Source organism: Leptospira yanagawae serovar Saopaulo str. Sao Paulo = ATCC 700523, assembly GCF_000332475.2.
Taxonomy (GTDB): domain Bacteria; phylum Spirochaetota; class Leptospiria; order Leptospirales; family Leptospiraceae; genus Leptospira_A; species Leptospira_A yanagawae.
This window is the reverse complement of record NZ_AOGX02000015.1, coordinates 1282989-1299299: the sequence shown is the minus strand read 5'-3', so window position 1 is coordinate 1299299 and position 16311 is coordinate 1282989. Positions and strand designations below refer to the sequence as shown.

At 40.0% G+C, this 16311-nt stretch carries 14 protein-coding genes; 5 read left to right on the top strand and 9 right to left on the bottom strand.

Annotated features, from left to right (window positions below; genetic code table 11):
- Nucleotides 1-100 precede the first annotated feature (100 nt).
- From LEP1GSC202_RS09865 to LEP1GSC202_RS09845, 5 genes are all read right to left on the bottom strand, one after another.
- The gene (locus LEP1GSC202_RS09865; RefSeq protein ID WP_015677532.1) at nt 101-568 is read right to left on the bottom strand and encodes an LIC11177 family protein; all 468 of its coding nucleotides are present in this window, start codon (nt 566-568) and stop codon (nt 101-103) included.
- Nucleotides 569-617: 49 nt separating this feature from the next.
- Nucleotides 618-1571 carry a rhomboid family intramembrane serine protease gene (locus tag LEP1GSC202_RS09860; RefSeq protein ID WP_015676464.1) on the bottom strand — a complete coding sequence of 318 codons (954 nt, stop codon included), beginning with the start codon at nt 1569-1571 and terminating at the stop codon, nt 618-620.
- A gap of 180 nt (nt 1572-1751) precedes the next feature.
- Complete coding sequence (locus LEP1GSC202_RS09855) at nt 1752-2450, bottom strand: Crp/Fnr family transcriptional regulator (protein ID WP_015676458.1); 699 nt, start codon at nt 2448-2450, stop codon at nt 1752-1754.
- A 65-nt stretch (nt 2451-2515) separates the two neighbouring features.
- Nucleotides 2516-3334, bottom strand: coding sequence for an enoyl-CoA hydratase/isomerase family protein (locus LEP1GSC202_RS09850; RefSeq protein ID WP_015677219.1), 819 nt, complete (start codon nt 3332-3334; stop codon nt 2516-2518).
- Nucleotides 3318-3845, bottom strand: a complete 528-nt coding sequence (locus LEP1GSC202_RS09845) for a hypothetical protein (protein ID WP_015677488.1) — start codon at nt 3843-3845, stop codon at nt 3318-3320. Before LEP1GSC202_RS09845 ends, LEP1GSC202_RS09850 begins: the two co-directional genes overlap by 17 nt.
- Nucleotides 3846-3937: 92 nt before the next feature.
- Here LEP1GSC202_RS09845 and LEP1GSC202_RS09840 point away from each other — a divergent pair, with 92 nt between their 5' ends.
- Entirely contained in the window at nt 3938-5227 is a 1290-nt protein-coding gene (locus LEP1GSC202_RS09840) for a DUF1577 domain-containing protein (RefSeq protein WP_039928517.1), read from the top strand.
- Here LEP1GSC202_RS09840 and LEP1GSC202_RS09835 read toward each other — a convergent pair.
- From LEP1GSC202_RS09835 to LEP1GSC202_RS09820, 4 genes are all read right to left on the bottom strand, one after another.
- On the bottom strand, nt 5219-6382 hold the full coding sequence (locus tag LEP1GSC202_RS09835) for a tetratricopeptide repeat protein (RefSeq protein ID WP_039928516.1): 1164 nt from the start codon (nt 6380-6382) through the stop codon (nt 5219-5221). The genes LEP1GSC202_RS09840 and LEP1GSC202_RS09835 overlap by 9 nt on opposite strands.
- Nucleotides 6383-6460: 78 nt before the next feature.
- Nucleotides 6461-8977, bottom strand: a complete 2517-nt coding sequence (locus LEP1GSC202_RS09830; protein ID WP_015677366.1) for a penicillin acylase family protein — start codon at nt 8975-8977, stop codon at nt 6461-6463.
- 3 nt (nt 8978-8980) lie between these two features.
- Complete coding sequence (locus LEP1GSC202_RS09825) at nt 8981-10183, bottom strand: hypothetical protein (RefSeq protein WP_015676782.1); 1203 nt, start codon at nt 10181-10183, stop codon at nt 8981-8983.
- A 70-nt stretch (nt 10184-10253) separates the two neighbouring features.
- Complete coding sequence (locus LEP1GSC202_RS09820; protein WP_015677182.1) at nt 10254-10919, bottom strand: lytic transglycosylase domain-containing protein; 666 nt, start codon at nt 10917-10919, stop codon at nt 10254-10256.
- A 158-nt stretch (nt 10920-11077) separates the two neighbouring features.
- Between LEP1GSC202_RS09820 and LEP1GSC202_RS09815 the strand changes: the two genes are divergently transcribed.
- From LEP1GSC202_RS09815 to LEP1GSC202_RS09800, 4 genes are all read left to right on the top strand, one after another.
- Nucleotides 11078-13459 carry a HAMP domain-containing sensor histidine kinase gene (locus LEP1GSC202_RS09815; RefSeq protein WP_039928739.1) on the top strand — a complete coding sequence of 794 codons (2382 nt, stop codon included), beginning with the start codon at nt 11078-11080 and terminating at the stop codon, nt 13457-13459.
- A 144-nt stretch (nt 13460-13603) separates the two neighbouring features.
- The gene (locus LEP1GSC202_RS09810; RefSeq protein ID WP_015677239.1) at nt 13604-14410 is read left to right on the top strand and encodes a hypothetical protein; all 807 of its coding nucleotides are present in this window, start codon (nt 13604-13606) and stop codon (nt 14408-14410) included.
- Between the two features lie 40 nt (nt 14411-14450).
- Nucleotides 14451-15257 carry a hypothetical protein gene (locus LEP1GSC202_RS09805; protein ID WP_015676638.1) on the top strand — a complete coding sequence of 269 codons (807 nt, stop codon included), beginning with the start codon at nt 14451-14453 and terminating at the stop codon, nt 15255-15257.
- Nucleotides 15258-15417: 160 nt separating this feature from the next.
- Complete coding sequence (locus tag LEP1GSC202_RS09800) at nt 15418-16200, top strand: hypothetical protein (RefSeq protein WP_039928737.1); 783 nt, start codon at nt 15418-15420, stop codon at nt 16198-16200.
- Nucleotides 16201-16311 lie beyond the last annotated feature (111 nt).

Genomic DNA, 16311 nt, shown 5'->3' with positions numbered 1-16311 from the left:
CTCTTTCAAAAAGTTCCCCTCTATAGGGACTAACAATCCAAAGGGGATTCCTTCTCATTTTTCTTAGGGAAATCCTTTTTTTTGGAAAAGAAAATCGCGATTATTTGCCAAACCTTTGGTTGAACATCCGAACGAGTTCCGAAATCGAATCCTCGACGTATTTAAAGTGTTTTGGTTTCATCGGGTCGAGAGGCATCATATCGTGGATTTTTTTGTACCGGTCAAAGGACTCTCGGATGTATTCCAAATACTTTTGGCTTGTGATTCCATACCGCTTGAAAATGGACTCGTTTTCAACGAACATTCGTTTGAATTCGTCAGCATAATTGGCATCATTCAAAAAATAATAACGTAAATCTGTTTTTGCCTGAGAAAAGGCGATGTCAATGCTCGTGATGAATTTGGAAGTTTTGGTTGGTTCTGAACTCAATTGGCTTTGGGAAGACAATTTGGCCGCCGCTTGTTCGATTGCTTTTTGTTCCGAAATTCGTTTTTCTTTTTCGAATTCTTTTGTCAGTTTTTCCCGTTTCAGGACCTCATCCACTGAGGACTTTTTATCGTCAGGCATAGTTTCATTATCCCCATCTCACATGAGTGTCAAGGAATAAGACGAAATTTTATTCCTTAGCACGTCGGAGTGCGCAATTTGCCAACCATTCACAGCGTAAACAAATGGGATCCTCGGTATTATACGTAGAGGGAGGGCAAATATTGGCATTTTCGACCTGCAAAGGTTGTAAATAATTTATTACCGAAACCCTATCTCGTTTGGAATCAATTTGTTTTAAAACAGATTCGTTGATTTTTTTTTGGTCCAAAAACAAGTCTTCTACTGGAGTTTGTTTTGGTTTTGAATTTGGAGTTTGTTCATTTTGTTTTGGTGCCTCCCATTCTAAACCAGGTAGATATGGAATTGTACTTGGTAAAAAATGTTTGGGAAAAAGTTTCACAAGTAAGAGCGCCGTTAAGGCTCCACCCAAATGGCAAGTATTGGAAATTGCACCATTCCCAAATTGGGAAATCAAATAACCGATAGCAATGGATACCCAAACTGCATTTTTTGCTTTTACAGGGATAATGAATAATAAGATTTCGGCATTAGGATAAAAAAGACCGAATAACGCGAGTAATCCGAAAACGGCTCCAGAGGCTCCGATCGTTTGTGATGCCATGGATTCTAAAACCGGTATTTGCCCACCTAACATGATGTTTAAATAGGCAGACAATACCACAAAAATTCCAGCACCTATCTGAGATAAAAAATATAAAATGGTGAACTTAGTTTTTCCAATGATCGGGATGAGATTATTTCCTAACATATACATTGCATACATATTAAAAAGTAAATGTAGAGGTAAGGCTTCTACCGCATGAAGGAATCCGTACGTGAATACCTGCCAAACAGCTCCACTCAAAACAAAATCAGGTGTGAGTCCAAAACGATAGATGAGTTGTTGGTTGGCAAAGTATTGTAAAAAAAACACCAAACAATTGATGATTAAAATGACATTCAAAGGATGAAGGATCGGATTCCCGAATAAACTAGGGCCCTGGCTTCGATTTCGACTCATGGTACTTCCAAAATTTACAATGGTGGGAAAGAAACAAGGGAAATAAAAAAAGGGGGAATCCTTTCGGAAGCCCCCCGGGAGTGATTTAAGGTAAAATCAGGCAACAGACCCTACCTTGATTATCAATCACTTCTACCATCGGAATTCTATGCTTCCTGCTTAATAGTTCGGAGAAAAAATTTAGGCAATTTTTGAGAGAGAATAAAGGGCTTCTCTGTTCAAAATGTCGATTCTGTTTTTGTCCACAGAGATAAATTCCCTAGCCTTGAGGTCAGAAAGGGCACGCACCAAGGTCTCTGTTTTTGTGCCTATGAAGGTAGCGAGGACATCCCTTGTGACTTTCAGTTCTACATGGTTCTTACGGCCTTGGGCATTGTCCAAAACGATCAGGATCTCTGCTAATTTTTCGTGGACTTGTTTGGTTCCGAGAGAGACAACATGTTCTTCCATCTCTCGCCACTCTTTGGCCATTTGACGGAATACTTCTTTTTGGAAATTGCTATCATCTTTCACAAGTGCATCGATGAGAGCTCCTGTGATGTAACAGGCATGTGTGTCTTCCACTGCGACAACATTATGATGAGAGATTGAATCAGAAATACAATCGCGAAATCCTACCCATTCCCCTGGTCCACTGAGTCGGAGTGTTTGTTCTTTGCCACTGGCAAGTTGCACAAAACTTCGCACAAGCCCTGACTTAATGAAAAAAAATCCTTCGGCTTTCACCCCAGCGGTGACAAGTTGTTTGCCCCGAGGAAAAATGGTAAAATCTTTCCCTGCATTGATTCGTTCGATTGTCTCATGTGCCGCACAGTGGAGCACATTATGATTTTTGTAATCACAAAGAAAACAATCTGGATTGAGAGGGACTTCAGACATCAAACTTTTTTGTAACCTCTTACCCGGCTCTTGTCGAGACAAAATTTTAGAAACTTTCTAAAATTTCATTTCCCTTTAAATTTTGGATCCCGCTTTTCTATGATACTTTGGATCGTCTCTTTAAAGTCATCCGAGATAAAATTTCGTGCTTGGGACTCGGCTTCTTTTTTTAAGGCTTGATCCAATTGTTTCCAATGGTACAGATTTGTTTTGAGTTCTTGTAACGCAAGTGGTGCTGCTTTGGACAACGAGATGGCAAGTTCCATGGCTCGTTCATAAACTGATGATTTTGGAACTGAATCGAGAGCAAGTCCCCATTCTTTGGCCGTGTTTCCATCAAATGTTTCCCCTGTTAGGAGGAGCCTTCCACCTAAACTTTTACCAAGAAGTTCTGGTGCAAGGTAACTTGAACCCATACCAGGATGGATTCCCAAACGAACAAAATTAAAAGAATACTTCCCTTCGTTTGCAAAGATGCGAAGGTCACAACCAAAGGTTAAGGAAAGTCCTGCACCAATCGCATGTCCATTTACAGCGGCAATCACTGGAACTGGCAATTTTCTAACAGATAAAAAGAAACCATAGAACTTTCTCATATCACGTCTGTTTTGCGAGAATGATTTTTCAGAGAAGGATCGTAATAAATTTAAATCACCACCGGCACAAAATACATCATTTCGTCCCGAAACGATCACAGCTCTAGGTAGTTTTTTATGTTTGCGGATGGAATGGATGAGATCGGAAAACTCTTCTCCCATTTTCCAAGTCATGGAATTTCGAGAAGTGGGATTGTTTAAGAAGATGGAAAGGATGGTTCCATCTTCTGTTTCACGGGATTCTATTTCTAGGAATTCATACTCTTTGGTTTCAAATCGCGATTTCATCTATCTGAAAGGATTCGTACCAGGCTTTATCTTGTAAAGATAAAGGTTTTTTCCCAATCTCCATATTTTCAAAGTAATTGAGTAAAATCTCTAAGTGTTGGCTTTCTAAGTTTTGGTCGGGGGATGCGGAATCAATGCCTTTGCTAAACAAAACATCACCTCTGATTTTATCTTTGTAATGGTCAGGTTTGCCACTAAAAATCAAATGTGCAGAAATCAAATCAAAACGAATGGTATCCACAATCCTACGAAGTGAATCCTCTGTTTCTAAGTAATAACGGGAAGCTACTTCTGTTTGGAAATAATCACCCCATGTGATGAGATCTGGAACCGATCCCGTTTTTTCCAAAATTTTGGTTTGGGTCTCTTCGTCAGTATACAGAGATCCTGCAAATCGTTCCACGATGGAATGGAGTTCGGACAAGATGGCAAGTTTTTCTGGGCTCAGTAAGCCTTGGCGGATCATTGGCAAAAGTTCCGAATTTACATGTTTTGGGAGAGTCAGTTCCATATACTTCCCATTTCGGCGGATTCTGTCGTTTCCCAGCATATTTTCTGCACCAGAAAATCAGTTTTCACCTTCTAAAAATCGATAATTTTAGTATGGCGATCGGCAGAACAGATTCGATGCAAGAACTCATCACGATTCTAGAATCGTTATTTGATGAGACCATCATTGGCTCCGATGTCAATATCGTAAAACACCTCTTCTATTACCTCAAGGCGGATAACCGCGAATTCGAATTCATTTATGAAGAAGACAATTTGGTGGCTGCCGTTGAGGAAATTGAGGCCCATTCTGTCACTTTGATGATCCCAGACCTTGTGGAAAAAGGTTCAAGACGGGCTCGCGTTCGTTTTGAAGTGATGAACATCAACTATCAATTTGAAGTTGTCATCCTCGACATCCAAAAAGACCAAATTGTCATCAAAACTCCCACCGAGTTACAATCGTACCAACTGAGAACCAATCGAAGGATTCCTGTTGATGATTTGTTTATGAACTTTATCATTCTCTTTCGGAGTTTGTCAGGAGGCTCAAGAGAAGTAGGGAAAAACTTATATGCGGAAAGTCGCTTCCCTCACCTAATGAAAGAAGTACGAAAGGACAGGCCCGACAGTAAACTCATTAATATTATGTTGACCGAGGCCATTGAGCGAATTTCGAAAGATTATGAAATTCATTTTTTCAAAGAAGAAAAGCCTTTAAATGAGTTTGATGATTTTATTAAAAAAACAATCCTTCGCACTGCAAAAACGATTTATATAGCCGATTGCAATCGAATCACCTCCTACATCAATGAAACGAATGATGATGTTTTATTTAACTACCATTCCGATTATAAAGAAATGTCAAAGGACTTGGGTGAGGAATTTGCATTAGAGTTTTTTGAATCCATGCGAAAACATGAGTCCAGAAATTTTTTAGTTTCATACATCATCACACCCATTCGTTTGTATGAAGATGTTGTTGGTTACATTAAAGTGTATTCCACTGCTATGGAACGATTCACCATTTCTCAAAACCAAGCAGTGTATATATTTGAATTAGCTGAGATCATTAGTTATGTATTCACAAAAATTGCAATCCAATATGGAAGTTATGAAACCATGCAGTCCACAACAAAGGTTGTGGATATCTCACTGGATGGTCTTCTTTTTGAAATTTATGACAAACGCCTTTTCCATTATTTAAAAAGACACAATATCATTAAAATGTTTATCCCTTTAAGTAAAGAAAGGACCATGATCATACGGGGCGAAATCATACGGTTTCTAGACAAAGGTGACCATTACCACTTAGGCGTGAATTATTTCAGTTCAGCTCCTGATGATATGTTATTTTTAGAATCCTATCTATTTGAAAAGAGTATGAAAATCCTTTCAGAGTAATCCAGATTGTTTTTCAGCTAACCGGATTGCATTGAGTAAATCTTCTGAGAGAGTGGTTTCACCTGTGTAATACAATCGAAGCAGTTTCCCATGTTCCACTAGTTTGGAGCGGTATTTGGTTTCTTCTTGGCTTCCTCTTGTTTCTTTCCATCGTAAATTATAAAATTCACAAGCAAGTTTATGGAGGTAATAATCTGATTTGCGAAGGTTATATGCTTTGTTTAAAAATTCCTCGGCACGAATGGAAAGTTCATCTCTGGATTTTCTTAGGTCTACGGAATTGCCAGCTAAGTTTGTATGTAATAGATTTATAAAAGTAACTTCAAAACTATAAAGCCAGACTTCATAGATTTTAGGGTATAACGTACGAGCTTCTTTCGCAACCTGTGGCATGAGCTCCAATTGTTTTTTATTTTCCTTTCCTTCTACCTTAAAGTAAAAAGTCAAAAATCGTAAATAGTCTACAAGGAATAACAATCGTTCTTGGGGATTAGAAAATCTTTCTCTATTTTTCCATGCCATCGAATACTCAAATGCAGTGGATACATAACCTTCCCCATCCTTCCAATGAGCTTTTCCAAGCGCATAATGTAAGTCAGGTGAACTTTGGTCAAGGGAAACCGCATGTTTGTATTTACGAAGTGCCTCGTCCATTTGGCCTTTCGCAAAATAATGGTCTCCTTGTTTTTTTGCGAGGAATGCTTCATCATATTTGGTTGTATCGAGAAGTCTTGCTGCAGTCACGGGGCGGTCTTCAATCAAACGTAAGTACCCTTCACCGCGAACTTGCCATCCAAAAAAAGTAGTCAGGTAAACTGATTTCACAGTGATCATTCCCACAATGTTTCCATCGCGGAACGTTTTGTGGTCTTGGTTTTTTTCGAGTAGGTATAAGGTTTGTCCTACTCGAATCCCTTTTGGATCGGCTACTTTGATGGTAACCGTATCGGGTCTCGTATCCACCTCAAGTTCTTGTGAAAGTTTATCCACCTCATAAAAACTTGCTTTTTCAATTCCCACCACTTCACCCACCACAATCATACGCAATGGATCTAAAGAAGTTTGGCTCCGGAACGCAAATGCCAATCTGTCTGATGGCGACTGAGCCGAAAGAAAGGTTACTAGTAAAAATGGGAGAAAAAGCAGTCGAACCATCTATACTAAGGATCGACCGTTTTGAAAAGAGAGAGAGAAGAAAAATGAAATCCCTACGGGAACCGTAGGGAAAATCGTTTACTTAGGAAGGAAATCCAATCGAAATTTTCCGGAGCCCACCTGCTCTTTGGAATATAGAATTTTCCGGTGTACCCCATGATTGTAATCCTCTACTAAGTTGCCATAAAAGGGACTTCCCAAATTCCCACTATTGCCAATGGGAAGTTGTGTCACCGATTCTTCAAACCGACCATAATCGATCACCCTTCGTTTGGAAGGCCCAGCCATCGCTGTCCAATCTTCTTTCATCAATTTGTACTTTAGGTTATTGACCACTTCGGCACCACCCGCACTTGGCATAGGACCAATATTAAAAATATTTCCAATGAGTGGCAAAACTCCTAGTGGATGTGGGTGTTTGATTTTGTAGAGATACTTCCACTTCCATAAACTAGGTGAAGCTGATACATGAGTTTGTAGATACTTCGCTGTCTCTTCAACGGAGCGATTTAAAATATCATCTCTTGTTTCCTTTACACCGACAGTCCTTAAGTCATCCCAATAAGGGGAGTTGGGATTTCGAACAAACCTTCGGTAGGCATTCCAGTATTCAGCCATTTCTCCATAGAGTTCAAAATGGTTTTGTCCCATTTCATCAATGAGAAGTTCTTTCATCGTGATGTAAAAAAATACATCATAAACGGCAGCACCTTGTGACTCGGGAAAATGTTCAAAATTCCAATTTTTTAAAATTTCTAATACTTTTTTACCACCTAACGACTTTGAATCTTTGACCGTAGAAAATAGGATCTCCAAATATTCAGGAGCAAAAGAAGCAACCGTATCATTTTGGATAGCTGCAAGTTCTTCCAAACTCCATTTTTCTTGGGTTTCTAAAATCCCCACTAACCTTTGAAAACGATCTGGTGGTTGCCAATTGCCATCGGGTCTTCCCAGACCTGGTAAAGATTTGGTTGTTACTAAATTATTGGCAGTGACGATGATTCCATTTTTAGGATTGATGATCTTAGGATTGTCCTTTGTTGGAACATATCCAATCACATCATTTTCTCCGGTAGAACCTTCTAAAATTTTCCTTGAGTTACCTGATTTTAAAATAGGGAAACGGCCAACGGCATAATAGGCAATATTTCCTTGTTTGTCCGCATAACTAAAATTAAGTCCAGGTGCACCAATTAAGGAAGAAGCAGAATCTAATTCTTGGAATGACTTTGCTTTTCCCATTTGGTACAAAACATCTAACAATGGATTTTCCAAATGGTGGTGGGACCAATACAAACTGACTGGCCTTCCTTTGTAAGAATTGATGTGTTCTGTAATGATGGGACCATGATTCGTAATCGCAACTTCCAAAGGAATTTTGGATCCATCTTTCATTTTGATTTTATCTTTGTAATAGGTTAACTCTTTCCAAGTAGAACCCGATTTGTATTTTCCACCTTCAATGGTTTCCCAATACAAATTCACATCATCCTGTTCCAACATTGTGAGACCCCATGCCTTATCACGGTTATGTGCAATCAAAGGGAACGGAATGATGGATAAAAAATACCCATAGTTCTCATAACCTGGGTACTCAATGTAAGCTTCATACCAAGTCCCTGGATTCGACAAAGCAATGTGTGGGTCATTGGCAAGTACGGCTCCACCACTGGCAGAACGGTTCGGTGCCACAAGCCATGAATTACTTCCTTCCAATGGTTCGATTGGGAGTTCCAAAGCATTCACAAACCCAAGTAAGTGATTGAGATTGGTTACATCAGTTTTGCTTGAAAGTTGGATTTGGTAAGAAGATTCCTTTGGTTTTACCAAGGAATGGAATCCTCCATTCTTTTTGATTTCAGGTAAATTGGCTGCCAAACTTTTGATACCGGGTTGGGTTTCTAAAATAGAAGCATTGGCTTCAAAATCATATCGAGGGAAAAGTTCACCTGCAGATCTACCAACTAACTCTGATTCCATAATCGAATACAAGCTGTCTGATTTAATTCCTTCTGCAAAGGAAAACCCCATGTAAAACAAAAAGGAAATGGCATCTACACGATCAAAAGGCCTAGGTTTGATTCCAAGGATTGTGTATTCGATGGGCAAAGGTTCTGTGGCAAGAAAATGATTCACCCCTTCCAAAAACCAATCCAATTGTTGCCAAGCCTCAGGAAACAAAGGGTTCTTTTGGTTTGCATATTCTTCTGCTGTCTTTTTTAACAAAAGAGATTTTAAAAATCGATCCGTTGGGATGAGTTTTTCACCAAAAATTTCAGAGAGTTCTCCTTTCCCAATCCGCCTTTGTAATTCCATTTGGAAAATACGGTCTTGTGCCATCGTAAAACCTAAGGCGAAATAGGCGGACTTTGCATCTTCTCCCACAATATGTGGAATCCCAATCCCATCCCGTACAACAGTCGCTTTGGTTGTTAAAGATTCAGATCGAATTTCCCCATGGTATTTTGGTGCTTTTAAGGAAACAAGACCCCAAAATACAATATGTAAAGTGACTGGAAGTGTGAATACGAAAAGTAAGAAGAGACTGATAAACGGTCTCTTCTTTATAAATGTTTTGAACTTGTGTAACATAGTTTATTGTAATGCTTTGATTTGACGAATCCGATTTTGTTTGTCACTGGAATCCCAAGCTGCATTCGAAAAGGATTCTACTTTGTAAAACTTAGTTTTGTATTCCTCTTTGTAAGGTAACACTAACTCTCTGTCGGGTTCCGTTGTTTTCGCGGCTTGGATTTTACGAAGCCCTTCTGCACCTTGGTTGAACCACTCAGGATCAATTGGTAAATTCACTCGGTGACCACGAAATGATGTTGCAATGTAAGGACCATCTAAGTCTTTATCACGTAAGATTTTACCAAAAAAAGTAAATTCAACTTCATTTGAACCAGATACCAAATCACCATCATACACCGCGTAGGCGATGTACTCTCCATTTTTTTCATCTTTTAGGTTTGCTTCCAAATGGTATTTACCTTTTTTATAAACATTCACCACTGCTTTAACGATAAGAGAACCGTCTTGTAAGGAATCAGTAAACACACCATTAAACTCTGCAGGGATTGATGGACTGGAAAAAAAACTAGAGGTTAACGTTGTTTTTAAGTTCTCAGGACCATAGGTAATGTCTGTGACAAGTGACATTTGCCCCCAATCAGCTTTTTGTGGTTTCCAAGAGAACGTGTGTATATTGTCCCCTCTTGTTTGGTCACCATCAGTTCCATTATCATTCACAGAAGCACTGACGACACCGTAACGTTGTCCTTCCCATTCTTTGAACACTTGGTGAGAGTCGATCGATACTTTGACTCGATTTCTAGATTTGTCACGGCATTCTAAGGTAACATACATCATGTCTTTGTTACCAATGACAGCCCAAGTTTTTGGTTGGAACAAACATACGTATCCTGTTGGTTCGTTCGTTTTTGCATCGATTGTATAATCAGGCGATGTTTCAATGATGAAAGGAAATGCCAAGTCGTGATTCAGAATGGACATTGGTCTTGAATATGGTGGGTATTCTGCCCATTCCATATATTTTTCTAATATGAATTCCGGTGTTGCCCCATCATCAGGAATCCCATCACTGCCACCACCATTTTCCCCACCTGATTCATAACCTTGCGTTGGATCAGAACTACTGGCCATTCTTTCTTGTCTTTTTTTTTCTTTGGAATCGGAATCAGTTCCAAAACCATCACCTGAAAAATAAAAAAATAAACCTACAACCACCAGTATAACAATAATTAGATACAATCCGTATCTACGAAATAAATCCATACGCTCCCTTCCTTTTCTTTTGTAAAACGGTTAAGAGCCTTTTCGGTTTTGAAACGATGTAAAGTAAAATTTAAATGGAAATGAGACTTGCCAACGTTTCAGAAATTGGAATCTCGTGTGGGATTGGCATGTCTTTCCATTCATTATAGTATTTGTATACTGTTCGTGAATAAGCGGGTACTCCACCAAATCGTTTATATCCTCCAAGTCCTGCATTATAAGCTAACAGAGTCGCTTCGAGTGAATCAGTTCGTTCCATAAGGTAATTTAAATAAAGAACACCAAGTAAAAGATTGGTTTCTGGTTCATACAGTTCGTTCGTTTGGGAAAAGGAAATCCCTTCTTTTTTCGCAAGCCACTTTGCCGTTTCAGGCATCACTTGCATAAGCCCAAGTGCACCTTTATGGGATTTTGCACGAGTGTGGAATTGTGATTCTGTTTGGATGAGACCCACAAGAAAACCCAAACGATCCACTCGGGGCACATAGGAAATATGGTTCCTTTTTGGGAATTGTAAGATTTGCGATGCCCTCAAAGTGGCCTTTACCAATTGGTTTCTCTCTTTTTCAGAGAGGTTTGGTCGATTTTTTGCGATGAGAAATTCCAATTTCCGTTTATCGCTTTGGTTCCCGGTGTTGTTCCCTATCGAATCCAATTTGCCATAAGATTCAAAGAAAAAGAGGAAAATCACTAAGATTCCAGTGAAAATTTTTGGGTAAGGATTTGATTTTCGCATGGTGACTGGTTGTCTCCTTATTGTGCATCGCACAATAAGGCCAGTTTCCGGGATGCCGCTCCCGTGGCAAGGGAAAATTTGTGCGCCGCACAACGGAATTTGAGAACCCAAAGGGAAATGCTTGCCGAAACTGCATTTTTCGGTATATCTGGATGGGCTTGGTCCCTTCGCTCAACCTATACAGTTTCTTTTATTTTGGGCTCAGTTTGGTGAGTGGGATTGCCTATATTTACTTTCGCTCTAGGAAAGAGGAACTGACCCCTAGTTTTCGTGGCCTCCTGATCCCCCTTCTCAGTTTATTTTTTTGGTCCATCGCGTGGTCCGTTTGTAACTCTTTTTTAAGCCCACTCACTGCTTATGTTTTTGTTTTTTTAAAAAATCCCGCCATCTTACTGTTAGGAGTTAGTACCTCAAATTTGGCATTTTGTTTTCAAAAAGATTTGTTTCCCAAATGGAGGTTACGAAGTTTTCAAATCCAATCTGGTATTGCAATCTTTGCAGGAGTCATCAATGCCATCGGATTTTTCCAAAGAAGGATTCTATTTGATCCTAAAATGGAATTTTATGTGCCGGAACAATCCTCTCCAAATCTTTGGATCCGCCTTTCCATTTTATCGATCGCCATCGCACTTTGTATCATTTTAATCAACACTTTGATTTCATTATTTATGAAGTATAAGAGATTAGAAGGGATCCAAAAAAAAGCAACAGCAGGATTTATCGTCGCTATTTTTGGGATTCTTACATTAGCATTTGCTGATATCCTTGTGGATTTAAATTATGTTAGTAAACCTACATATCTTTTTATTTTAACAAACTTAACCATTATCATTATGACAATCCTTGTACTCGTTTCTTTAAACCAAGAGACAGTACCTTCTTCGGTTGGATTCAAAATCATGACATTTAACCTAACGATTTTGTATTTGATTTTGTCCATTGTGGCGAATTTTTTATTCAATCGTTTTAGGATTGATATCCAAAATGAGATGAGCCGAGAAAAACATAATATCAAAACCCAATTAGAGTTAGGCAATGTCTATCCATTTGTATATCTAACCGATTTAGTCATCGATATGCAGGAAAACAATTTTAGAATCAACAAAATCAGTTTTCCAATCAACGATATTCAAAAACTAAAAAATAGAATTCCTTCGTATGAGGAATTTAAAGTAGAAACATTTTCGAATTTACCTTCAGGCATCTATTGGACTTCCGATTTTTATGCAAAAAACCATCATTTTTTAATCGCAATTCCTTACCTTGAATACAGACACAAAGTTCACCAAACGGTTGTATGGCTAATCATCACACTTTTATTTTCTATTTTTACTATCTTTATGTTATATCCAGTTTTACACAAAACGAGTATTGTCTATCCTCTCACAAGGTTACTTTCCGGAATTCGTAGGATGCAATCAGGGGATTTATTTGTTTCTGTAGAAGTGACAAGTAAAGATGAAATCGGTGAACTTTCCAAGAGTTTTAACGATATGATATCTATTGTAAGAGAAGCAAGGTTCCAACTGGAACAAAAAATCGAAGAACGAACCGTTTCACTCAACAATACCATCTTAGAACTCAGAGACACTCAGGAACAACTTTTACATGCAGAACGAATGTCCACTCTTGGAAAAATTGCAGCAAGTGTTGCTCACGAAATCAATAACCCACTCGCCGCCATCAAAGGGAGCATTCAATTCATCAGAGACAGCCAATTTTCGGAAGAAAAAGAATCACTTTCCAATTTAGAAATCCAAGCCGACCAATTGATTGCCGAATTCAAAAACCAAAAACGTTCTGAAGTCACTTCCCGATTCAAACGGAAACGAGAGTTGACACAATTCTTTCGGGCAAAACAAATCCCGGATCCAGTTTCATTGGCTGATACTTGTTTCGACTTTCACATTGAAACGATTCCAGATGAGTATTTACATCTATTTGATACTCACGAAGGAAGAGAGATGTTTCAGACTCGGTTAAACGAACATGTTGTACGGTTCCATCTGGGTATCATTGAAACAGCTGTCGAACGTGCTTCCAAAATCGTATTCGCTTTGAAACACCGCTCCTATTCGGGACCCAAAGAAAACCAAAAAATCCTTTCCATCAAAGAAGGAATGGAATCGGTTCTCAGTATGTACTCCAAAAGTTGGAAACCCCATGTGGAAATTGATTGGGTGCATGAAGGAGACCCTTTGGTGTTTGGTCATGCGGACGAACTCATCCAAGTTTGGACCAATTTGATTTACAATTCCTTCCAAGCCTGTCCCAGCGAAAATGGCCGGATCCAAATCTCATTACGACAATCCCAGACAAATGCCATCATCCAGATCGAAGATAATGGAAAGGGAATCCCACCCGAGATCTTACCGAGGATTTTTGAACCTTTTTTCACAACCAAAGAATTGGGAATGGGAACAGGGCTCGGTCTTTCCATCGTTCAAAAAATCATCGAAAACCACAATGGCACACTCTCTGTCGAAAGCCAACCTGGCAAAACCCTCTTCACCATCACCCTACCCCTAGCAAATTCCTAGGATTTTTCTCGTAACTTTGTCATGAAATCAGCGACAATGGCAAAAATATGTTAATTTCCTGTCGAAATTAGGCAAAAAATTTCTTGTCAAACTTTTGCCAAACTTATACAACAAAGGAAACACCAATTGGATTAGGAAATGACAATGCGAACACTTCTCACAACAATCACCACTTTACTTCTGGCCGGCACACTCAGCGCGCAGTCATACACCATCTTCATCCACGGAAAATCAGGAAAGAATCATAACGGAATTGGAACCACAGATGTAAATAGCTATTGGGGTTCCTCAGTGAACTCTGTGAGTGGGAACCGTATTTTTATCGGTTATGATGGAACCACTGACCCAAGAACGTACGGATCGTCCCGTGCCCAAACTAATATTTCCACTGGGCTCACAAACTATTGCAAAGCGGGGAAAACCTGTAAGATCGTTTGCCACTCAGCCGGTTGTTATGCAATCGAGTATTGGTTGTCTAACTTAGGTTCTACTGCTTCCGCAAAAGGATTCAACATTTCAAAAGTCACAGCACTTGCAGCGGCTTCTGGTGGATCAGAACTTGCAAATGCTTTAAACGGAATTACGTTTGGTTTTGGTGGAAACGCCATGGATAAGTCCCTCATTGTCACAACAGCTCGTGGTGCATTCAATCATAACAACACAGGTGGCGTTGCCGTAAACCATGTGCCTGGATACAAAGGGATGTTTGGTGCCTCAGCAATCCTTCCTGGGGAAGATGATTACGCAGTGGCATATCACTCCTCTTGCGCTTACAACCGTGCAGGTGGCTTAAACAAATGCCAATCGTCTCTTACACAATACGAAGGCCTCTGGCCATTTGGTTCTAACAGAACCTACACACAGTACAGTGGACACTACCGTGCTCCCTCTGTTTCTTCCACTGGATTGTATCTAGACCATGGTCAGATCAAAACAGAAGGTTGGAGATAAATTTTAGGAATCATTGAAAGAAAGGAAAAGGAAAATAGAGATGCGTAGCTCAATCACAACAATACTTGCGTTCCTGGTAGCGGGATCGCTTAGTGCACAAACCTATACCGTGTTCATTCACGGTAAGTCGGACAAAAACCACAATGGTGTGGGAACAACAGACGTAAACGGATACTGGGGTTCATCCACTAGTACTGTTTCTGGGTCTAAAATTTTCATCGGTTACGATGGAACTTCTGATCCAAGAACGTACGGAACGGCAAGGGCCCAATCAAATATTTCCACAGGACTCACAAACTACTGCAAGGGCGCAAACTCTTGTAAAATCGTTTGCCACTCTGCTGGTTGTTATGCGATCGAGTATTGGTTGTCTAACTTAGGTTCTACTGCATCTGCAAAAGGTTTTAACCTAACAAAAGTAACGGCTCTTGCAGCTGCTTCTGGTGGATCGGAACTTGCTTCTGCACTTAACGGCATTACATTTGGTTTCGCTGGAAACGCAATGGACAAGTCCCTTATCGTATCCACTGCTCGTGGTGCCTTCAATCATAACAACACCGGTGGTGTTGCTGTAAACCACGTACCTGGTTACAAAGGATTGATTGGTGCTTCGGCAATCCTTCCTGGGGAAGATGATTATGCAGTTGCTTACCACTCTTCTTGTGGTTACAACAAAGCAGGTGGCCTTAACAAATGCCAATCCTCTCTTACACAAAGTGAAGGAATTTGGCCATTTAACTCCAATGTAACTTACACTCAATACAGTGGGCATTACAGAGCTCCTTCCTTAACAGCAACTGGTCTTTACCTCGACCACAGCGAAATCAAAAAAGAAGGATACCGATAGAATCGGATCTAAACTCCCAACTACAATCTCAGTAGATGTGAGTACGAGACCAGCCGAATTGGCTGGTCTTTTTTTTTGCCTCACTATAATTCAATTTGACACAATTGACTTATTTGTGGAATTTGTGCATAAAGAAAGAAAATCAGGAAAGGGAAAAAATATGCGAAGCACCATCACAACTGTACTAGCGTTCCTCCTCGCAGGATCACTCAGTGCACAAACCTACACCGTGTTCATCCACGGAAAATCAGATAAAAACCACAATGGCGTGGGCACAAGTGACGTGAATTCGTATTGGGGAACCTCTGCGAATACTGTTTCTGGATCTAAAATTTTCATCGGTTACGATGGAACCACAGATCCAAGAACGTACGGAACCGCAAGGGCCCAAACGAACATCTCCACAGGTCTTACTAACTATTGCAAAGGTGCAAACTCTTGCAAAGTCGTATGCCACTCTGCAGGTTGTTATGCCATTGAGTTTTGGTTGGCGAATTTGGGATCCACTGCATCTGCAAAGGGTTTCAATCTAACAAAAGTGACTGCTCTCGCAGCTGCTTCTGGTGGATCGGAACTTGCATCCGCTCAGAATGGCGCTACATTCGGATTTGGTGGGAATGCAATGGACAAGTCACTCATCGTATCCACAGCTCGTGGTGCGTTTAACCATAATAACACGGCGGGGATTCAGATCCACCATGTACCTGGTTACAAGGGTGCGTTTGGACCATCTGCTATCCTTCCAGGTGAAGATGATTATGCAGTGGCTTACCATTCTGCTTGCGGATACAACCGTGCAGGTGGACTCGACAAATGCCAATCTTCCATCGTTAGCGGTAGCACTACTTATACACAATACACTGGTCACGTGAGAGCACCTTCTCTTACAGCAACTGGTTTGTATAAGAACCATAGTGAAATCAAAAACGAAGGAACAAGATAATCGTAGGTTTAAAAAAACCCACCTAAACAAGTATGATGGGTTTTCATTTGAGAAGCTGAAGGGGAACCTTCAGCTTTTTTTGTTGAATGAAACGTTTTCTTTGTATGAAAT